This window comes from Cupriavidus pauculus (assembly GCF_002858765.1).
GTDB classification, from domain to species: domain Bacteria; phylum Pseudomonadota; class Gammaproteobacteria; order Burkholderiales; family Burkholderiaceae; genus Cupriavidus; species Cupriavidus pauculus_B.
The window spans coordinates 279,948-299,179 of sequence record NZ_PJRP01000006.1; the positions used below are offsets into that span (position 1 = coordinate 279,948).

Below are 19,232 nucleotides of genomic sequence, written 5' to 3' on the forward strand. Positions count from 1 at the left end.
TCTTCCGGCTTCTGGCGTGGCGGGCGGCGATGCCACCCGGCCACGTCTTCGGCCCTGTCGCGGCTGACTTCTGCGGCCTACTTCTTGAACCGCACCACGGCTTCGCGCGATGCCTGGGTCTGCGGCAACGTCGCAATTTCGCCAAGCGTCACCGGCTTGGTGGGAAACCGCAGCCGGTAGTAGCCCACGTCGCGCGGATGCCGCTGCTGTTCGTCGGCGATCAGTTCGGTCACGGTCAGCCCGCAGAAGCGGCCCTGGCAGGGGCCCATGCCGCAGCGCAGGAACGCCTTCAACTGATTCGGCCCCTGGCAGCCGATGCGCGCGGCATGGCGCACCTGTTCGGCGGTGGCTTCCTCGCAACGGCAGACGATGGTGTCGCCCACGGGGCGGCGGAACTGCGGCAGCGGGCGGTACAGCACCTCGAAGAACTCGCGGCCACGCGTGGCGCGCGCCAGTTCGGCGCGTGGCTGCGCCGCCGTGCGGTCGCGCGTGGCGGGGCTGATGCGGCCCAGTGCCGCGGCCGCATGCGCGGCGGCGATGCGGCCACGGTGCTCGGCGGCGACCGCGCCCGCAATGCCCGCGCCGTCGCCGGCAATGCTCACGTGCGGCACCGACGTGGCGCCCCATTCGTCGACCTGCGGTTCCCAGCAGTCCTGGCGTTCGTTCCAGACGTGCTCGGCGCCGACGGCGCGCGACAGGTTGGTATTCGGCACCACGCCCTGGTGCAGCAGCAACTGGTCGATGGCGATGGTGTGGCGCTGGCCCGCTGCCTCGTAGTGCAGTTGGGCTACCTGGCCGCTGGGCCCCGCCACCGCCTCCAGCGCGGTCACGCCGCTGACGATGGGCACGGCCTTGCGCACCGCGCGCAGCAGCTTCAGACCCTTGCCAAGGTAGGGCGAACGCAGGAAGCCCAAGGCATGCGGCAGCGCCTGGCGCCATTGCCCGCTGGCCGTGGTTTCCAGGATGGCCTCCAGCTTCACGCCGGCATTCAGGTACTGCCAGGCCAGCAGGTACAGCAGGGGCCCGCCGCCGGCCAGCACGGTACGGCCTTCGGGCACCACGCCCGATGTCTTCAACAGGATCTGGGCGGCGCCGGCGGTAATCACGCCGGGCAGCGTCCAGCCGGGGATCGGGAAGGGCCGCTCCTGCGCGCCGGTGGCCAGGATGAGATGGCGGCAATGCAGCAGCGCGGCTTGCGGGTCCTGGCCGGCACGGGCGACCGAATAGGCCACCTCGTATCCGTTGGACTGGCCTTCATGCGCATTGCCTTCAAGCGCATTGATCGACCACACGGTGGCAGCCGGAATATGCCGCGCGCCGCTTCTGGCAAACGGCTCCAGCAGGCTCAGGCCGTGCCAGTAGTCCTGCCCCAGGATGGCGCGGTTCTGCACGGGCGTCTGGCCGATGGCGCGATAGATCTGGCCGCCCGGTGCCGGCTGCTCGTCGATCAGTACCGTCGACAGGCCCAGCTCCGCGGCCTGCGTAGCGGCGGCCAGTCCGGCCGGGCCGGCGCCGATCACCAGCAGGTCGCACGTCGTGATGTCCGCCGTCATGCCGCCACCTCGCGCGCGCCAAGCTGGCGCTCCACCTTCATGCCGTCGTGCACGCGGGTCATGCAGGCCTGCTGGTTGGGCCGGCCGTCGATGCGCACCAGGCAGTCGTAGCAGACGCCCATCATGCAGAACGGGCCGCGCGCGGCGCCCGATACGGCGGTGTCGCGGCAGGCGAGCACGCCGGCGGCAAACAGTGCGGCGGCGACGCTGTCGCCCTCGCGGCATTCCAGTGCGGTGCCGTCCACGGTGACCCGCACGCTGCGCGCCGTCGCTTGCAGGACAGCCGCGTCAATTCTTCTGAACATGGAATCTCCGGGTCGAAAAGGTGTCCAGCTCGGGCGCCAGCGCGCCGGCGGCGATCATCGGGGCCAGGTGCATCGCGTGCGTGGCGGCCAGCGTCACGCCGCTATGGCAGGTCACGATGAACGCGCCGGGATGCGTGGCCGATTGCTCGTAGACCGGAAAGCCGTCCTTGGCGCGCACGCGCAGGGCCGACCAGGCGCGCACGGCGCGTACGTCGCGCAACGCGGGCAGCGTACGCACGGCGCGGTCGGCCAGCGTGGCCAGCACGGGCAGGGTGGTCACCTGATCGGCATAGCCGGCGTCTTCCTGCGAATCGCCGACCAGCCAGCTGCCTTCGTCGTTCTGGCGCAGCGTGACCATGGGTGTGTCCAGCAGGCGGTGCGTACGCTCCAGTACCAGGATCTGGCCGCGCTGCGGTGCCATCGGCAGGTCGATGCCCACCATGGCGCCCAGGTCGCCGTTGCGCAGGCCGCCGGCCAGCACGATCTTGCGCGCCCGCACCTCGCCATTGGGCGTGGCCAGCACGAAATCGCCGCCCGGCTGCTGCACGATGCCGGTGACGCCGTGGTGCGGCAGGTATTCGACGCCGCTGGTGCTGAACGCGGTATGGAAGGCGCGCAGCAGCTTGAGCGGGTTGACGATGCCGTCGTGCGGGGTCCAGATCGCGCCCGTCACGTCCGGGCCCAGGCCGGGCACCAGCGAGGCCGCCTGGTGGTGATCGAGCAGCTTCCACGGATACGGCTCCACGCCGGGCTGGGACATCAGCGTATTGACCCAGGCCAGGCGGGCCTCCACCTCGTAGTCGCCCATCAGCGGTGTGAGGCCGCCTTTCTGCTCCAGGGCCACGTCGATGCCGGTCTCCTTGAGCAGGTCGGCCGCCAGTTGCGGCCACAGGCGCGTGGAGTTCAGCGTCCAGCGGCTGTAGGCGCCCATGCCGTAGCCCTTGCTCTGCAGCCAGACCAGGCCGAAATTGCCGCGCGAGGCGCGCAGTGCGATGTCGCCTTCGTCCAGCACGGCGATGGCGCCCACGCGGTCGCGCAGGCCGTAGGCCACGGCGGAGCCGACCAGGCCGCCGCCCACCACGGCAACGTCGAACACGGGAAATCGGGGGCTGGAGGCCACCATCAGCGGCGCCTCCCGTGGGGAATATGCGGGCCTTGGGCCCTGCTGGAATGCATGTCGGGTACTCGCAAGAATCGTGACAACACCGGCGATCGGGGGCGATCTGGCCGGTGTGCCTGTCCGGACGAGTATTGCGGAGCCAGCACCCCGCGCGCAAATACGAGTCTGTCAGGCGGTCATACCAAAACCTGATAGCTCGGGGGGTAGGGATGCCGTTTCGGTAGCGATGACCTCGATCATCCGCGCCGTAAATCGGTCCACCAGCACATTGGCCGGCCGGTTGCGGGCCAGCAGCAGGTAGCTGACGAACGGGATCTGCGGCCGGAATGGCCGGATGACGACCTCGGCTGCATGCATGCGGGCGACCAGCGGATTGACGATGCCGACCCCCAGGCCGAGCCCGACCATCTTGCAGATGGTGGCGCCGTAGGGCGTCTCGAAGTGCATCACGCGGCGGTCGTCGCTGGCGAACGCGGCGTCCACGGCGGCGCGCAGGCCATCGCCATGGCTCATCGAAATGAACGTCTCGCCGGCCAGGTCGGCGGGCGTGATGGCGTCGCGCTCGGCAAGCCGGTGCCCCGGTGGCAGCACGCAACAGCCCGACAGTTCGGCCACGGGCTGGGCTTCGGTCACGGCGGCGGGCGGCAGGAACGATACGAGCCCCAGGTCGCAGTAGCGGCTGCCCACGTGGTCGGCCACCAGCTGGGTGCTGCCCGTTTCCATCGCCACGTTGACATCGGGGTACTCGGCGTGGAACCGCTGCAGGACCAGCGGCAGCACGGTCATCGCCAGCGACGGCACCGTGGCAATGCGCAGCCGGCCCTTGCCGAACTGGCGGATATTGCGCGCGGCGTCCTTGAGGGCGTCAAGGCCGACGAAGGCGCGCTCGACCTCGCGCACGAAGGCCAGCCCTTCCTCGGTGGGATGCAGGCGGCCCGCGGTGCGCGTGAACAGCGTCAGGCCGGTGGAGTATTCGAGTTGCGCGATGAGCCGGCTCACGTTCGGCTGCGACGTATAGAGCTCGGTGGCCGCCGCAGTCATCGAGCCGGAACGCATGACTGCCTGGAACGCGTGGATTTCCTTGAACTTCATGCCAGGGGCCTCAGGAAGATAGCTGCGGCGATGGTATAGCAAATCCGTATGGAGGGCCCCTGGAAACGGATTGACTGGTATGGCGAGCCGTCGTCTGCGCTAGCTGGCAGGTGGCTCGGGTGGCGCGGAAGGCGCCCAGAGGATGTCTTGTAGCGGCGCGCGCTTGCGCCAGCCTTCCTGTTCGAGCATCGGCGCCTCGTAGAAGGCGGGCACCGGCCCCAGGCAAAGCAGCCCGAACGGTTTCGCGCCAGGCGGCAGGCCAAGCTCCTGCGCCAGCGCAACGGGATCGAACATCGATACCCAACCCAGGCCGAGGTTTTCGGCACGCGCGGCGAGCCAGAGGTTCTGTACCGCGCACGCGGCGGAAGCCCAGGCCATTTCGGCTGGCATGCTGCGGCGGCCGAAGACCGTGCCGTCGTCAGGCGCCAGAATCACCGCCAGCAGCTCGGCGCAGTCGCGAATGCCCTCGACCTTGAGCCGCAGGAATTCGGTGCCGCGTTCGCCCAGTTCCTGTGCCGTGGCCTGCCGTTCGGCTTCCACCAGCGGCACCAGGCGTGCGCGCCAGGCCGGTGTGCTCAGGCGCATGAACCGCCACGGTTGCATCATGCCAACCGAAGGCGCCTGATGGGCCGCGCACAGCAGGCGTTCCAGCTGGTCATCGGGCAGGCAGGGCCTCGGCGTAAAGTGCCGGCAGTCGCGCCGCAGCGCCAGGATGCGGTACAGCGCGGCGCGCTCGGTATCGTCGACGTGAGGGCCGGGCCCGGTGTCTGCCATGGGATCAGGGTGATGTCGTGTGGACGGCGCAGGCGCCCGATGCGCAATCGTCGCCCGGCGTGCCGGTGGGATGGCTGGAGGATCGTGCGGAAGCGCCGGCCTGATCTGCGCGGGCTTCCAGCACCAGTTCGGCAATGTCGGCGCCCAGCGTCAGGTCGCTGACCGAGCCAAAGTACTGCCGGCGCAGGTGTCCGCGTGCGTCGATCAGGACCAGCGTCGGCGTGCCGCGCATGGCGTAGGCCTGCATGGTCAGCGGGATGTCGCCTTGGTCGGCGGGCATGTCCACGCCAACCGGAAACGGCAGCCGGTATTCGTGCAGAAACGCGCGCAGTGCCGTGGGCGTCATGGCGTCGTGGTGCTCGAATACGGTGTGCAGGCCGATGACGGCGACCTCGGAAGACGGAAACGTCTGATGGACCCGCAGCGCCTGGGGCAAGCCGTGCGACACGCAGCCCGGGCACAGCATCTGAAACGCTTCCAGAACAATGACCTTGCCGCGCAGGGCTTCGATCGAGAGGGGACGGTCAGTGTTGAACCACTGCTGGACGGCCCAGGCGGGTGCGGGCTGTGGACGAAATTCGCTCATGGTGGGGATCTCCGGCTGCATGACTGCGGCAGTATGCGGCGGCGAAACCTCCGTGAAATGGCGATTCGTCCAGAAAAACAGCCCGTTCGTACGCGGTTGCGTGCGACGGGCTGCTGGGGTGCCTTCGCGCCTTATTCGGGCTGGGCAGGTGCGTCCGGTGCGGCCGGCGTAACGACGGGCACCTCAGCGGGCGAAGCGGCAGGCACGGCAGCGGGCGCAGCGGCGGCCGTGTCGGCCGGCGCGGCTTCCTGCTGGACGGCCGCTTGCGGCTCGGCCTGAGGCGCCGCCTGCTGGGCCGGATTCTGCGCGGCCGGCTTCTGCTGTGCCGGTTTCTGCTTCGGACGGGCGGAGCGCAGCTGGCGGCCGCGTGCCGCATCGGCCTCGGTCACCTCGCCGGCCGGCTGGCCAGCCAGATCCAGTCGCGGGGCGCCTTGCGTCAGGCTGGCCCAGTAGCGGGCGCCACGGCACCAGGTGCGGATCGCATCGCGCAGCTCGGCTTCGGACAGGCCCAGTTCGGTGGCGTGCGTCAGCAGATCGTCGAAAACACCGATCTTGAGCGGCACCTTGGGCGCCGGGTTCTTCGGGAACGCCAGCGGAAATTTCTTCTGCAGCTTGCCGATATTGCGCACCACCGGATCGACAGGTGTCGACGGCTTGGCCGGCGCGGCCGCCTGGCCGGTCGGTTTCGCGGCCGGCTTTGCACCCGGTTTTGCGCCCGGCTTGTGCGGCCGCGACGGTTTGTTTGGCTTGGCGGCAGGCGCAGGCTGGCGCGGGGCTTTCTCGCGCGCCTCTTTCTTTGCCTGCTCGGCCAGTTTTGCCCTCAGTCCTGCCAGTTGTTCAAAACCCATTGCTCTAGCTCAGTCAAACGACGCGGGATTATAGCTCGTATCCCGCCAGGGTCAGGTTGTGAAGTGGAAATCGCTGCCGACCGGGTAGGCAAGGGTGCGGAAATGTGCAGCGCACGCGGCTGGAGCATATTGCGCCGGCGCGCGCTGCGGACGGCTGGTTGGGCCTGGCGCCTACATGTCGAACTGGGCCGACAGCCAGACCGTGCGGGGGCGGCCAGGCCAGGCACCGTTGATGCTCGGATCGCCCGCTGCCCAATAGCGTTTGTCGGTCAGGTTCTGGATCGTCAGGGCGAATGTGGTGCGATAGTCGGCGAGCTTCGTCGTGTAGCGCGCGCCGGCGTCAAACCGCGTGTAGCCAGCCATCCAGCTTGTGTTTTGGGCGTTGAGCGCCCGCCGGCCCACGTAGTACACCCCGCCATTCACGCTCAGGCCCGGCAACGCGGCGATCCGGTAGTCCAGGTAGGTGCTGGCCTGGAAGCTGGGTACATCGGCGATGCGCTTGCCGGCAACCGTGGGGTCGCCCGGGTTGTCCGCTTCCGTGTGCAGAAACGCGAGCCCGCTCACGATCGACAGCCCGCTGCCAATTCTGCCGTTGGCCGTCAGTTCCACGCCCTGATGCCGCTGCACGCCGCCCTGCACCGTGAAGTGGTCGGCATTGACGTATTGCAGCGTCTTTTCCAGGCGGAAGATGGCGCCGGTCAGCAGCAGGTTGTCGGTGACGCGCGACTTGACGCCGAACTCGTACTGTTTGGTCTTGAGCGGCGCCAGGTTTTCGCCCGCGTTGTTGGTGTCGTAGCCCGCCGGCCCCGGCTGCTCGAAGCCTTCGGCATAGCTGACATAGGTCGATACGCTGGGCAGGGGCTTGAACGTGAGGGCGAACGATGGCGCATTGACGCTCGCTTCCTGGGTCGTGTTGTTGCCAGAGGCCGGAAAGCTGTCGTTCTTGTAGCGGATATGGCGCAGGCCAAGCAGGACATCCCATTTCGGCGTGAGCGAGATCACATCGCTCACGAAGATGCTGGGCTGGTAGTTCTTTGAAATATTGTGTCTGGGAAACGTCAGGTTCCCGGGCGCGGGGGCGTAGACGGGCTGGTAGATATTCCCGACGGTCGTATCCAGGACGGTGAAGCCCGATTCCACCGCCTCGAAATTGCGCGTCGACAGGCCTGCAACAAGCTGGTGGGCAATGGGCCCGGTCCTGAATTTGCCGGTGACATACGTGTCGGTGGAGAGCACCCGGAAGTTCTGATCCGGATTCAGGTAGATATCGCCCGACAGGATGTCGCCGTTCCTGGCAACGTTATAGATGTCCGGAAATGCCGCGACCCGCGCGTTGTAGGACTGGGCCACGCGGCTGGTGACCTTCCAGTCGTCGTTGAAGCGATAGTTGAAATCGGCGCCGATGTTGTAGGTCCTGGTTTCGTACTGCAGCCATGGCTGGCCGAGCAGAATCCGGGGGGTGACCGGCGACGGCAGCGTGCCATCCGGGTACGGACCAACGGCCGGTTGCGCCGCGATCTTCCGGTTCTGATAGTCGAAGTTGAGCTGGAGCAGCGCCTGGGGCGTGATGGCCCAGTCGAACGCACCGGCGATGAAGGTCCGCGACGTGTCGCCGTTGTGCCCGAAGTTGCCGAGCTTCTCGCCCGCGACATTGAGCCGGTAGCCGAAGCGGCCATCGGCCAGCGGGCCACCGATGTCGGCGCTGGCGTAGTAGCCGTCATGGTCGCGAATCCCGGTCTTGATGCTGGCAAAGCGGTCGCGCGTCGGGCGCTTGATGACGTAGTTGATGGTGCCGCCCGGCGAGTTGATGCCGTAGAGGAAGCCGGACGGGCCTTTCAGCACGTCGATCTGCTCGATATTCTCCAGCGGGATTTCGTAATAGGGCGCCACGGACATGCCGTCGCGGCGAATCGTATTGGTCCAGTCCACAAAGAAACCCCGAATCCGTACGGTCTCGTAGGCGCCGGCCTGGGTCGCATCCTGGATCGACGGGTCGTTCTTGAGCACGTCCATCAGCGTTCGGGCGTCCTGGCTGTTCATCAACTCCGCGTTGTACGACTGGACGGAAAATGGCACCTCTTCGGGTTGCCGCTCGCCCAGGGCCCCCATGTTGATGCCGGGGCTGGCGAACAGGGCAGGGCGGATGCCTTGCACTTCCACGGTCGGCAGCGTGGCGTCCGTCTTCGTGGGAGCGGAGGCTGGTGCCGGCGCGCTGACGGCGTACGACTGTCCGCCCATGCTGCGCGCCGACATGCCGCTGCCGGCCAGCAGCTTGTCCAGCGCATCCGGAACGGACAGCTTGCCGCTGACCGCCGGTGCCTGGCGCGGCTTGGCCGCCTCGGTAGCAAAGACGATCTGTGCCCCCGACTGGCGTCCCAACGCGCGAAGCGCCTGATCCAGCGGCTGCGCAGGAATATCGATGTCGTAGACCTGGCTTTGCGCGCTGGCGTGAATGGACACGACGGCCATGGAAGCGGCGGCCACCAGCCGCAGCGCGCACGGGCCAAGCCCGGCCCTGCGGGCGTGGAAAATTCCTTGCATCACGATTTCCCCTGAATTGCTAGTTATTTGAAGCTCCCGACCTGGGCAGCTCAGGGGTTGGCGCATGTCGCCATCAGGATGTTGATGTCTGTTACAAAAAATGGCGGAGCCAGTCGTTAGCGCTACCGCTTCGAGATCGTGACGGTCCCGTCCGGGAGTCGCGTGACGGCGACCGGGAGCATGGCAGGCAGGGCGTCAATCAGCGGCTCAAGCCTGCCGATATCAAAGTCGCCAGACAGCCGCAGTGCGCCGACATCTTCGTCGCGCAGGCGGATCGGGGCGACCCGGTACCGCTGCAATTCGGCAACCAGCGTGCGCAGCGGCGTGCCGTCCAGAACCAGGCGGCCGTCGGCCCAGGTTGCGCTGTCTGGATGCATGGCACGTTCGGTCATGGCGCCACTGCCGGAAACCTCGATCGTCCGCCCCGCCAGCAGGGACACCGCCTGGCGTGCGGTGGGGGTCGACACGGCGACCTCGCCCTCCAGCACGGCGATGTCGACCGCGCGCGCCGGGTCATCGGGAAGGCGTCGCACATTGAATACCGTGCCGATGTCCAGGATGGTGGCATTGCCGGCCTGCACGACGAACTTGCGCCAGCCGTGAGACACCGTGAAGCGGGCCTCGCCCTGTTCCAGAATGACGCGCTGGCTGCGCAGGTGGTTTTCGACCACTGCGACCGAATGGGTATTGAGCTGGATGGTCGAACCGTCGCGGAGCGTCCAGGTGGTTCTTTCGCCAATGCGGGTGGCAAGCTGCGATGTCTGCCACGCCGGGTCGATCGTCCATAGCGCGGCAGTCAATACGCCGATTGCCGCGACGGTCGAGCCGATAGTGCGCCGACGTCGGCGCTGACCGTAGGCGCGCGCCTGCTTGAGCAGTGCATCCTTGCTCGGGTAATGCCCGACGAGCGCTTCCTTGAACGCGGCCAGCGGGTCGCCCGGCGTTGCGGGCGAACTGGGGGGATCAACTCGTCTTTTCATCGGGAAAGTGCGTTGGCCTGATAGCGGACGATGCGCGGGATACCTCGTGTGCCTGTGCCGGGGGATCTTCGGAGGCGCCGCGACCGGTGCCAAAGTCCAGCAGGGGACGCAGGGTGGACATCGCGCGCATGACGTGGCGGGCGACCATGTTTCTTGAGATACCCAGTGCCTCGGCAATGTCCGCCTGAGGCATGTCGTGCAGCCGGTGCAGCAGAAAGACCTGTTGGCATCGGGGCGGCAGGCTGTCGATGGCCTGGCGGATCAGGTCGAACTGCTGGCGCCAAAGCAGCTGCTCCTGCGGGCCGATTGTCTGCGCTGCATCGGCGAAATGCGTTTCGGCCTGGGCAATGATGGTGGCGTGGCTGGCCTCGGCCCGCTGGCGGTCGATGGCGCGATATAGCGAGGCGCGGCGCAGCAGCGCCAATGGCTGACGGGCCGTCGTGCGGCTCGGGCGTTCCAGCAACTGCACGCACAGGTCGTGCACGACGTCGCGGGCAAACGCACGGCCCGAGAATCTGCGACGCACATGATCGACAAGGTCCTCGTAGTGTCGGACCAGCGTCGTCAGCAGGGTCGGGTTGTCTGGCAATGGCGTCACGAGCGGGCGCGGCGAAGGTGGGGGTAGCGGGCAGGGCGAACTGCGGATGGATCTAAATGATAAGCATTATCGTTATTGTGCGCAGCTAGTTTCTGCCGGGCGTCTCATTTTTGCCAACCGATCCGCTGGCCAGCGCGGTCGAACGGGATCGAAGCCGCGGCCGCCCCCACGACGCGTTGGCTTCCAGCCAGGCACGGCGCAAGGGCGGGCAAGGGCTCCGGAAAGCGTCGGAGCCCTTGGGGGTGCGCGTTACATATGGATGTTCAGCGTCATCACGGCCGACCGACCCGGTGCCCACGTGGCGTAGATCGGGTACGCCGACGAGTAGTACTTCTTGTCGAAGATGTTCTGCACGTTGAGCTGCAGGTCCATCGTCTTGTTCAGGCGGTAGGTGGCCACGGCATCGAAGCGTGCGTAGCCCGGTGTCCATTTGCGCGACGTGGCTGCCACGGAGGCGTACGTCAGGCTCGAGAACGTGGCGCCGCCGCCGATCGACAGTTGCGGCAGTACATCGTAGTACGTCCACAGCGTCAGGTTGTGCTTGGGCACCATCACCATCGGCAGGCCCGAAGCCGTCGGGTTGGCGGGGCCGGCATCGGTGGTGATCGCATCCAGGTACGAATAGCCGCCGAACACGCGCCATTTGTTCGTGATGTTGCCAGCCACGCCCAGCTCGGCGCCGCGCACGCGCTGGCTGCCGGCGTTGACGACGCCACCCAGGCCGTCGCTCACGCGGGCGTTGGTCTTGTCGGTCTGGAACAGGGCCGACGTCAGCGACAGGCGCTGGTCGAGCACGTCCCACTTGGCGCCGACTTCGATATTGCGGCTACGTTCGGGCGACAGGTTCTGGTTGGTGGCCGTGATCTGGTCCGTGCCGCCACCCAGGCCGCTGTTGGCGCCCGGCGGGTTGGCCGAGGTGCCGTACGACGCGTAGAGGCTGACCGTCTGCACCGGCTTGAACACCAGGCCCAGCTGGTAGCTGAACAGGTTCGACGTGTTGTTCAGGTCCGACGCACCGGCCTGCGTAGCCGAGACATCGAAACGATCAAAGCGCGTGCCGGCGTTGAACAGCCACTTGTCGCTGAGCTTGACGCTGTCGAACAGGTAGGCCGATGCCACGTTGGTGTGGGTATGCGTCGGCGCGCCCGGGAAGCCCTTGTCGCCATTCAGCACGGTGCTGCCGGTCCACGGCGCATCCGAATTCCAGGCGCCGATGGCGGTGCAGTTGAAGGCCACGGTGCAGGGGCCGCCCGAGCGGATGTTGTTGCCCGCGCTGTCGCTGACCAGATAGCCCTCGTAGAGGCTGCGTTCCCAGCTGAATTCCAGGCCGGCGGTCAGCGTGTGCTGCATGCCCCAGAGCGTGGTCTTGCCCGACACCTCGGTCTGGTTCGAGACGCTGTTGGTGGCGTACTTGCCGCTCTTGGCCTGCAGTTGCAGGATGTTCGACGTGGCGTTCAGGAACTGCGGGTTGGTCGCGATGTAGTCGAGCGTGGAGCGGCCGAACATCGTCGTGTTGCGCAGCTTCCAGTCCTCGGTCAGCTTGTGCTCGACGCGGATTTCGGCGGTGTCGGTCTGGCCGCGCCGGTAGTCGCGGTTGTTCAGGCCGTAGAACTGCGAGCGCTCGATGCCGCTGTTGGCGCCCGGCGTGCCACCTGTCGAACGGAACGGCACGCTGAAGTCCGGCATGTCGTACGAGTTCAGGTGGTAGTAGCTGACATAGACCGTCGTCGGCGTGTTCAGGCCGAAGGCCACCGACGGCGACACGCCCCAGCGCTTGCTGTAGACGTCGTTGCGGCCGGCCTGGTTGGCGTCGAAGCCCATCAGGTTCAGCCGCACGGCCGTCTCGTCGTTGATGCGGCGGTTCATGTCGACCGTGGCGCGCTTGTACGACTCGGTGCCCAGGCCCAGGCTGGCGTTGGTGAAGTCGTCCAGGCGCGGCATCTTGGTCACGATGTCGATGCTGCCGCCCACCGCGCCACGGCCGGCGTAGACCGAATCCGGCCCCTTGATGACGCTGATCTGCTCCACGGCGAACGTTTCGCGGTTCTGCACGCCGGAGTCGCGCATGCCGTCCACAAAGATCGAATTGCGCGACTCGAAGCCCCGGATGACCGGGCGGTCCGCCGACGGGTTGGCTGCCGCATCGCCGCCCAGGAATGTCACGCCCGGCACGGTCTTCAAGGCGTCGGCGAGCGTCGTGGCGTTGGTCTGCTTGATGACCTCTTCGGGGATCACCGTCACCGAGCGCGGGGTGTCAAGCAGCGGCGCGACGAACTTGTACGACGGCAGCGACTTGGTCTGCACCGGCGAATCCGCGACGACAACCGCGGTCGGCAGCGTGGTTTGGGGCGGCGTGCTGGGTGAATCCGTGGTGGTCTGTGCGCTGGCGACGGAGGGAACGGCGATGCCTGTGCAGTACAAGGCACACGCATACGCGATGGCGCGCATGCGTGATTGGGCGGGAGAGAACATCGTGGAAATACAGAGGAGAAGTGACTTAAAATGCCTGCAATCTCACTGCGGTGACTGGCGACCGACGCGCACCGGAGACAATCCAGTGCGTTAGTGAGAATGCTTATTATTAACCGGGTCAGATGCTAATGGATCGGCACTTTCAAGTAAACAACTACTTCAAAGACTGTCGCGGGCGGACATCAGGGTGCGAGGAAAGCGAACGGAAATCCGGGTGCCCGAGCAGGCAACCGAATCGGTGTAGTCGATGGTGACGGCCGCGTGGAGCCGGCTGGCGATGGCGTTGACGATGGATAGTCCGAGCCCCGAGCCAAGCGAGGGCGATACATGACAGGACCACTTCGTCGCCTGCCGTGGCGATCGACAGGTCGATCGCGCCGCCGGCCGGCGAGTAGCGAACGGCGTTGTCCAGCAGATTCCTGATGAGCGTGTACAGCTCGACGCCATCCACCTTCAAACGCACGTCGTCGTCCGTCAGGACGCCAATATCGGCGCCACGGGTGTCCGCCAGCGGCATCAGGTCTTCGATCACGCGTCGAATGACCTGGAGGACGGACGTCGCACTGGCCGATGCCGGCGCGGACTGGACCCGCGCAAGGCTCAGCAACTGCTCCAGCAGATGGCGCCCGCGCTCTATCCCTAGCCGCAATGGCGCCAACCTGGCGCGGGCCTCACCGGACATCTCGGCCTGCGCAAGCCGCTCGGCCTGCAAGGGAAAGCGCGGTCATGGGCGAGCGCAATTCGTGCGCGGCGTTGGCGATGAACTGCTGCTGCAGCGCCATCGATTGCGCGACCCGCGCCAGCAGCCGGTTGATCGCGATGACGAACGGGCGGACTTCGGCAGGAAGGTGGTCGCTGGGCAGCGGCGCCAGCTCGCGCTCGTCGCGCCGGTTGACTTCGGCCGCCAGGCCCGCAATCGGCCGGAACAGCTTGCGGACCAGGTCGGCCACCACCAGCAGCAACAGCGGCACCAGTACCACGAACGGCAGCACGGTACGCAAGGCACTGTCGCGGGCAATCTCGTCGCGTAGCCCGGTCTCCTGGGCAACCAGGATCCGGCCACCACCGGGAAGGGTTCTCAGCAGCACGCGGAACGGATGGCCAGCAACGTGCCGAACACGACGATTCCGCCCGCGTAACCCAGTCCCATGGTGTCGGCCGTCCAGTCGCCCAGCGCGGTGCCCAGCGTCTGCGAGAACATGATCGTCATCCAGTAGAACATCTCGGCCTTGGGCGTATGGACGGAGGCAATGGAGACGGTTCCCGTGCTGCGATGCCAGACGAACAGCGACATCAGCAGGAGCGCCAGCAGCAGTGCGGTGCCGCCCGGATAGCCGATGCCCAGCGAGCGGTCGGCAAAGTCGGCCAGCGTGGTGCCGACCGTGGTCGTCGCGACGATGGTGATCCAGTAAGTGGCCGGGTGATAGTGCCGCGCGCGCACCTGGGCCACGACGGCCACCAGGAAGACGGCCGCGAAGATCAGGGTACTGACCAGGTAGCCGAGGTTCAGGGACATCGACAGGGCATCGCCGCCGGTTTCGCCCAGGGTCGTTGCCGCGATCTTGATGAGCCAGAAGACCAGCGTGACCTCCGGGACCTTGCCCAAGGTTTGCCGAACGTTGGTGGAATGCATGGGTTTGGTCCTCCAATGCAATGGATCGAGCACGGCTCAGGCCTTGCCGGCGAGCTTGTCGAAGGTTTTCAGGAGATCCGTGAGCGCGGCCTTGCATTCGCCCTGGGACGGCTTCGACGCCCGGAGCGCTTCCAGCGCACGGTCGATGGCCTTGTCGAGGGTATGCCAGTCGCTGGCCGCGCGCGGCTTCAAGCCGGCTTCGGCGCGGTCCCACGAGATTTCCAGGTCCTTGATGCGGGTTTTGGCGGCGGCAAGGTTGCCAGCGTCGACCAGCGATTGCACATCGACGGCGATGCTGTGGAATGCCCCCAGGTCGCCGAGCATGGTGGGGGCGCGGGCTGGCGCCTGGACGGCAACGTGTGTGGCCGGCTGGGGCGTGGCGTCTGCCGGCGCGGCGTATCCGGTCGCCGAGGCCAGCAGTGCGGCAATGGCGAACGTGGCGGCCTCGCCGTTGAAGGGAGCGTAGAGCGGTGCAAAGAGTGCCATGGTGGGGTGCCTTGATGGGTCAGCGATTAATGGGAAGAGGCGTAGCGGCCGCCGCGACCATTGGCGGTCAGTTGTTCGAGGGTCACCAGGACGACGATGACGGCCAGGAACATCGCGCTCGTCCAGAGAGCGCCCAGGCCCAGACCGCCGTAGGCCCGGTCTTGCGTCAGCAGGTCGCCCAGCGACGCGCCGAAGGGCCGGGTCAGGATGTAGGCGATCCAGAACGCCAGTACCGTGCTGGCACCGAGCCGCCAGGCCGCGTAGGCCAGCCCGATGAGCGCACCAAAGGCGATGACGCCCCAGGTGAAGCCGAGTCCAAGCGCCTCGGTGGCCAGGTCGCCGGCAGCCGTGCCGAGCGCGAAGGTGCAAAGGACGGCGATCCAGTAGAACAGCTCGCGCCTGGGGGTGACGATCGACTTGATGGACAGGGTGCCTTCGCGGCGGTACCACATGGCGAAGATCAGGATCAGGGCAATGCCGAAGGCTGCCGTGCTGGCATACAGGCTGACGCCCAGCCCATCGGTCAGGATGTCGGTCACCTGCGTGCCAACGATGCTCACCAGTACGACCGTGAGCCAGTAGATCCACGGGGTATGGCTGCGTGTGCGCATCTGCCATCCCCAGGCAGCAAGCAGCAGGAGCGCCATGGCCACGGTGGTGACGGTCTGCCCCCATCCGACGTTGACTGCGAGGAAGTCGGCACCCGTCTCGCCCACCGTGGTCGACAGGATCTTGATGATCCAGAAAGAGGCCGTGATCTCGGGGACCTTGTTGGTCCAGGATGCCCCGGCCTGCAGGCGGGGCTTGGTGGTTGCTGACCGATGGTCCATGCCATCCTCCAGTTGCGCGTATGGGAACTGGAGGCAAGACTACGCACCAAGACTTAGCAGACACTTAGTGCGTTGCCCGTCGCGCCAAGGGCGGGATCGGCCACGCGGGGTGGCCTTGGCATCCCTGGCCTGCGCAGCCAGGGGGTGATGCCGGCGTAACTTGCTAGCGGATCTTTCCGAAGCCGTCGGCGGCCCACCGCGACGCGCTGTCGCGGGTCAGACGAAAATCGGGCCGCACGTTGGTCGTGGCCAGCACGTCACCGAACGGGTTGGTGGCCGTCAGCGTGCCAAACGGCTCGAATTCGTCCGGCGTGATGGCCAGCTTGACGCTGATCACCTGATCGTCCACCTCAATCGTCATTTGCTTGTTGAGTTGCGCATGCAACTGCTGCTCGTGGCGGCGGATCACCTCGGAGGCGGTCTTTACCAGGGTCTGGTGCGCGGTGGCATCGAGCGGCTTGGGGTCGACCTTGTTCCGGCCCATGGTCCATGGGCCGACCAGGGCGGGTTCGGCGCTGCCGTCGCGAATCATCTCGACGGCCCAGCCATCGCCGTCCTCGTTCTTGATGACCCGTGCGGTCCAGCCCTTGTCGCGCCACAGCCGGGGCTCGTGAATCTGGTCGAGTTCGCTTTCGGTGTCCGAATCGGAAGCGGTGGTGTGGGTGTGGGACTGAGGCATAACGCTGAAAACCAGTGCATTGGGGCGGCCAACGCTGCCAGCGCCGCAAGAGCGCCCGGAAGCGGGTGAGGCCGAAAGGCTGGCATTCTAGCCCAGCCGCCTGGCCTGCCCCATACCGTCCGGGCACGTCTTGCGATTACTCGGCCTGGATATTGGCTTCCTTGACGACCTTGCCCCACTTGACCAGGTCTGACTTGATCACCGCTGCGTACTCCTGCGGCGTGCCGCCCTGGATCTCGATGCCGGCCGTTTCCAGCTTCGCCCGCACCTCGGGCAGCTTCAGCGCGGCGTTGATCTCGGTATTGAGCCGGGCCACGATGTCCTTGGGCGTGCCGGCCGGGGCCAGGAAGCCGCCGTTGGTGCTGGCGTCGTAGCCCTTCAGGCCCTGTTCGTCGGCGGTGGGCACGTTGGGCAGCGCCTTCGAGCGCTTGCGGGTGGATACGGCCAGCGCGCGGACATTACCGGACTTCACCTGCTCCTGGATGGCGCTGATCGTGTCGATATAGAGCGCCGTGCGGCCTGCAATCAGGTCGGGGTGGGCCGCGGACGAGCCCTTGTAGGGCACCAGCAGCACCGGCGCGCCGCTGACCATGCGGAACATCTCGGCGGCCATCTCCTGCGCGCTGCCGCGACCCGACGTGGCCACCTTGGCTTCGGCCGGGTTGGCCTTCATCCACGTCACCAGTTCGGGCACGGTCTTCACGGGCAGCTTGGGATAGGCCGCGAACACCAGCGGAATCTCGTGCGTATACACGATGGGCTCGAAGCTCTTTTCCGGATCCCAGCCCAGGTTCTTGAACAGGAACTTGTTGATGTTGTGGCTGCCGCCGACGATGCCGATCGTATAGCCGTCGGGTTTGGCGTTGGCCAGTACGGCCGTGCCAAGGTTGTTCGAGGCACCCGGGCGGTTTTCAACGATAAACGGCTGGCCGAGCTTGACCGACAGCTTTTCGCCAACCACGCGCGCAATCAGGTCGATGCCGCCACCGGCCGGCGCCGGGACGATGATCGTGACCGGCCGGGTCGGATAATTCTGGGCCGACGCGGCGCCCGGTGCCGCCAGCAACGCGGTGCAGCCAGCCAGGGTGCCGGCCAGGGTGATGAACTTCCGTGTGGTGAATCGCATGAGGGGTCTCCTTTGGAATACGGTCAACTTGAGTCAACTCTGGGTGGCACGCCGGGGATGCGAGGCCCCGGCGTGCGCGCGTCGGATGTCAGCCGCGGCCGACGAACGGCATGGCGCTGGCCATGACCGTCATGTTCAATACGTTGGCGTCCAGCGGCAGCGATGCCATGTGGCGCACGGCATTGGCCACGTGGCGCGCGTCCATCATCGGCTCCGGCGCGGTGGTGCCATTGGCCTGCAGCACGCCACGCGTCATGCGCTCGGACAGTTCGGTCAGGGCATTGCCGATGTCGATCTGGCCCGCCGCGATGTGGAAGGCGCGGCCATCGAGTGCCAGGGCCTTGGTCAGGCCGCTGACGGCGTGCTTGCTGGCCGTGTAGGGCGCGGTGAACGGGCGCGGGGTCTGCGACGACACCGAGCCGTTGTTGATGATCCGCCCGCCCTGGGGGGACTGCCGGCGCATCAGGCCAAAGGCGGCCCGTGCACACAGGAACACGCCGGTCACGTTGGTGTTGACCACGTTGAACCACTTGTCCAATGGCAGTTCGTCCATTGGTACGGCGGGTGCGTTGACACCGGCGTTGTTGAACAGCAGGTCCAGTCGGCCGAATTCGTGTTCGATGGTGTCGAACAGGGCTTGCACGCTGGCGGGGTCGGTGACATCGGTCGGTACGGCCAGTGCGGTCTGGCCGCGCGCGGCCGCATCGGCCACCAGCGTCTGCAGCGGGTCGGCGCGCCGACCGGCCAGCACGACCGTCCAGCCATCGTCCAGCAGGGCCAGCGCGGTCAGACGGCCCACGCCACTGCCGGCGCCGGTGACAAGCGCGATTCTTTGGGAAGGGGTCATTGCGGTCTCCAGGGTGCTTTGTTCGAGGTCTTGTTCGCTGTCATGCGTTCTTGTCAGGCAGCGGGCGGTTGCTACGTCACGGTCAGCGAGAGATGGCCGATGCCGGCCACGCTGGCATCGACGACATCGCCGCGCTGCAGGGGCCCGACGCCAGCGGGCGTGCCCGTGAAGACCAGGTCGCCCGCCCGGAGCGTCACCGAGCGCGACAGCATGGCGATCAGGTCCGCTACCGGCCAGATCAGGTCGGCCAGCGTGGCGCGCTGGCGCTCGGTGCCATTGACCGCCAGCCGGATCTCGCCATCGCGCGGAGGATCGATGGAGGCGGCCGGCACGATCGGGCTGCACGGCGCCGAATGGTCGAAGGCCTTCGCCGGTTCCCATGGGCCACCGGCACGCTTGGCCTGCTGTTGCAGGTCGCGGCGCGTCATGTCGAGGCCCACGGCATAGCCCCAGATGTGGGCGTGCGCCTGCGCGGGGTCGATATCGCGCCCATCGCGGCCGATGGCGACCACCAGCTCCACTTCGTGGCAGAAGTCTTCGGTGCCGGGCGGGTAGGGCAGCGTGCCGGTCGCAGGCGCCACGGCGGTGGCCGGCTTCATGAACCACGCGGGCATGTCGGCCGGCGCCGGCTCGTTCGCGGTCCAGCGATAGTTGCGCCCGATGCAGAAGACCCTGCCGACCGGAAAATGCGCAGTGCTGTGGGCCACGGGCAGGGCGCAGGGCGCCGGTGCGGGCAGGACGAATTCCATCTTGACGCTCCAG

The 19,232-nt window shown here is 66.9% G+C and carries 17 protein-coding genes and 2 pseudogenes; all 19 read right to left on the bottom strand.

Annotated features, from left to right (window positions below; all coding sequences use genetic code 11):
• Positions 1-77: 77 nt before the first annotated feature.
• The 19 genes and pseudogenes from CYJ10_RS15575 to CYJ10_RS15670 all read right to left on the bottom strand — a co-directional run bounded on the left by CYJ10_RS15575 (position 78) and on the right by CYJ10_RS15670 (position 19,219).
• Positions 78-1,553 carry an FAD/NAD(P)-dependent oxidoreductase gene (locus CYJ10_RS15575; protein ID WP_101682374.1) on the bottom strand — a complete coding sequence of 492 codons (1,476 nt, stop codon included), beginning with the start codon at positions 1,551-1,553 and terminating at the stop codon, positions 78-80.
• Positions 1,550-1,858: a (2Fe-2S)-binding protein gene (locus CYJ10_RS34415; RefSeq protein WP_101682375.1), complete on the bottom strand. Its 309-nt coding sequence runs from the start codon at positions 1,856-1,858 to the stop codon at positions 1,550-1,552. The genes CYJ10_RS15575 and CYJ10_RS34415 overlap by 4 nt, the downstream gene beginning before the upstream one ends.
• A complete protein-coding gene (locus CYJ10_RS15585; protein WP_180862943.1) occupies positions 1,842-2,981 on the bottom strand; it encodes an NAD(P)/FAD-dependent oxidoreductase in 1,140 nt (379 codons plus the stop codon). The genes CYJ10_RS34415 and CYJ10_RS15585 overlap by 17 nt, the downstream gene beginning before the upstream one ends.
• A 165-nt stretch (positions 2,982-3,146) precedes the next feature.
• Positions 3,147-4,070 (bottom strand): LysR substrate-binding domain-containing protein, encoded by a 924-nt coding sequence (locus tag CYJ10_RS15590; RefSeq protein ID WP_101682377.1) that lies wholly within the window; start codon positions 4,068-4,070, stop codon positions 3,147-3,149.
• Between the two features lie 99 nt (positions 4,071-4,169).
• Positions 4,170-4,844, bottom strand: coding sequence for a 5,6-dimethylbenzimidazole synthase (bluB, locus tag CYJ10_RS15595; RefSeq protein ID WP_101682378.1), 675 nt, complete (start codon positions 4,842-4,844; stop codon positions 4,170-4,172).
• A 4-nt stretch (positions 4,845-4,848) separates the two neighbouring features.
• Positions 4,849-5,430 (bottom strand): redoxin domain-containing protein, encoded by a 582-nt coding sequence (locus CYJ10_RS15600; RefSeq protein ID WP_101682379.1) that lies wholly within the window; start codon positions 5,428-5,430, stop codon positions 4,849-4,851.
• Between the two features lie 131 nt (positions 5,431-5,561).
• Positions 5,562-6,278 carry a ProQ/FinO family protein gene (locus tag CYJ10_RS15605; RefSeq protein ID WP_101682380.1) on the bottom strand — a complete coding sequence of 239 codons (717 nt, stop codon included), beginning with the start codon at positions 6,276-6,278 and terminating at the stop codon, positions 5,562-5,564.
• A 171-nt stretch (positions 6,279-6,449) separates the two neighbouring features.
• Positions 6,450-8,819 carry a TonB-dependent siderophore receptor gene (locus CYJ10_RS15610; RefSeq protein WP_101682381.1) on the bottom strand — a complete coding sequence of 790 codons (2,370 nt, stop codon included), beginning with the start codon at positions 8,817-8,819 and terminating at the stop codon, positions 6,450-6,452.
• 122 nt (positions 8,820-8,941) lie between these two features.
• A complete protein-coding gene (locus CYJ10_RS15615) occupies positions 8,942-9,799 on the bottom strand; it encodes a FecR family protein (protein ID WP_101682382.1) in 858 nt (285 codons plus the stop codon).
• Positions 9,783-10,397: an RNA polymerase sigma factor gene (locus CYJ10_RS15620; protein WP_101682383.1), complete on the bottom strand. Its 615-nt coding sequence runs from the start codon at positions 10,395-10,397 to the stop codon at positions 9,783-9,785. Before CYJ10_RS15620 ends, CYJ10_RS15615 begins: the two co-directional genes overlap by 17 nt.
• A 249-nt stretch (positions 10,398-10,646) precedes the next feature.
• Positions 10,647-12,845, bottom strand: a complete 2,199-nt coding sequence (locus CYJ10_RS15625; RefSeq protein WP_374703269.1) for a TonB-dependent receptor — start codon at positions 12,843-12,845, stop codon at positions 10,647-10,649.
• 487 nt (positions 12,846-13,332) lie between these two features.
• A pseudogene (locus tag CYJ10_RS35215) lies at positions 13,333-13,960 on the bottom strand (histidine kinase dimerization/phospho-acceptor domain-containing protein); the annotation flags it as partial.
• A 5-nt stretch (positions 13,961-13,965) separates the two neighbouring features.
• Positions 13,966-14,502 (bottom strand): annotated as a pseudogene (locus CYJ10_RS15640) (COG4705 family protein); the annotation flags it as partial.
• 36 nt (positions 14,503-14,538) lie between these two features.
• A complete protein-coding gene (locus CYJ10_RS15645) occupies positions 14,539-14,988 on the bottom strand; it encodes a hypothetical protein (RefSeq protein ID WP_101682388.1) in 450 nt (149 codons plus the stop codon).
• 26 nt (positions 14,989-15,014) lie between these two features.
• Positions 15,015-15,818 (bottom strand): COG4705 family protein, encoded by an 804-nt coding sequence (locus CYJ10_RS15650; RefSeq protein ID WP_101682389.1) that lies wholly within the window; start codon positions 15,816-15,818, stop codon positions 15,015-15,017.
• Between the two features lie 163 nt (positions 15,819-15,981).
• Positions 15,982-16,497: a hypothetical protein gene (locus CYJ10_RS15655; RefSeq protein WP_101682390.1), complete on the bottom strand. Its 516-nt coding sequence runs from the start codon at positions 16,495-16,497 to the stop codon at positions 15,982-15,984.
• A gap of 136 nt (positions 16,498-16,633) precedes the next feature.
• On the bottom strand, positions 16,634-17,623 hold the full coding sequence (locus CYJ10_RS15660; RefSeq protein WP_101682391.1) for a Bug family tripartite tricarboxylate transporter substrate binding protein: 990 nt from the start codon (positions 17,621-17,623) through the stop codon (positions 16,634-16,636).
• A gap of 88 nt (positions 17,624-17,711) precedes the next feature.
• A complete protein-coding gene (locus tag CYJ10_RS15665) occupies positions 17,712-18,470 on the bottom strand; it encodes an SDR family oxidoreductase (protein WP_101682392.1) in 759 nt (252 codons plus the stop codon).
• 71 nt (positions 18,471-18,541) lie between these two features.
• Positions 18,542-19,219: a fumarylacetoacetate hydrolase family protein gene (locus tag CYJ10_RS15670; RefSeq protein ID WP_101682393.1), complete on the bottom strand. Its 678-nt coding sequence runs from the start codon at positions 19,217-19,219 to the stop codon at positions 18,542-18,544.
• Between the last annotated feature and the right edge of the window lie 13 nt (positions 19,220-19,232).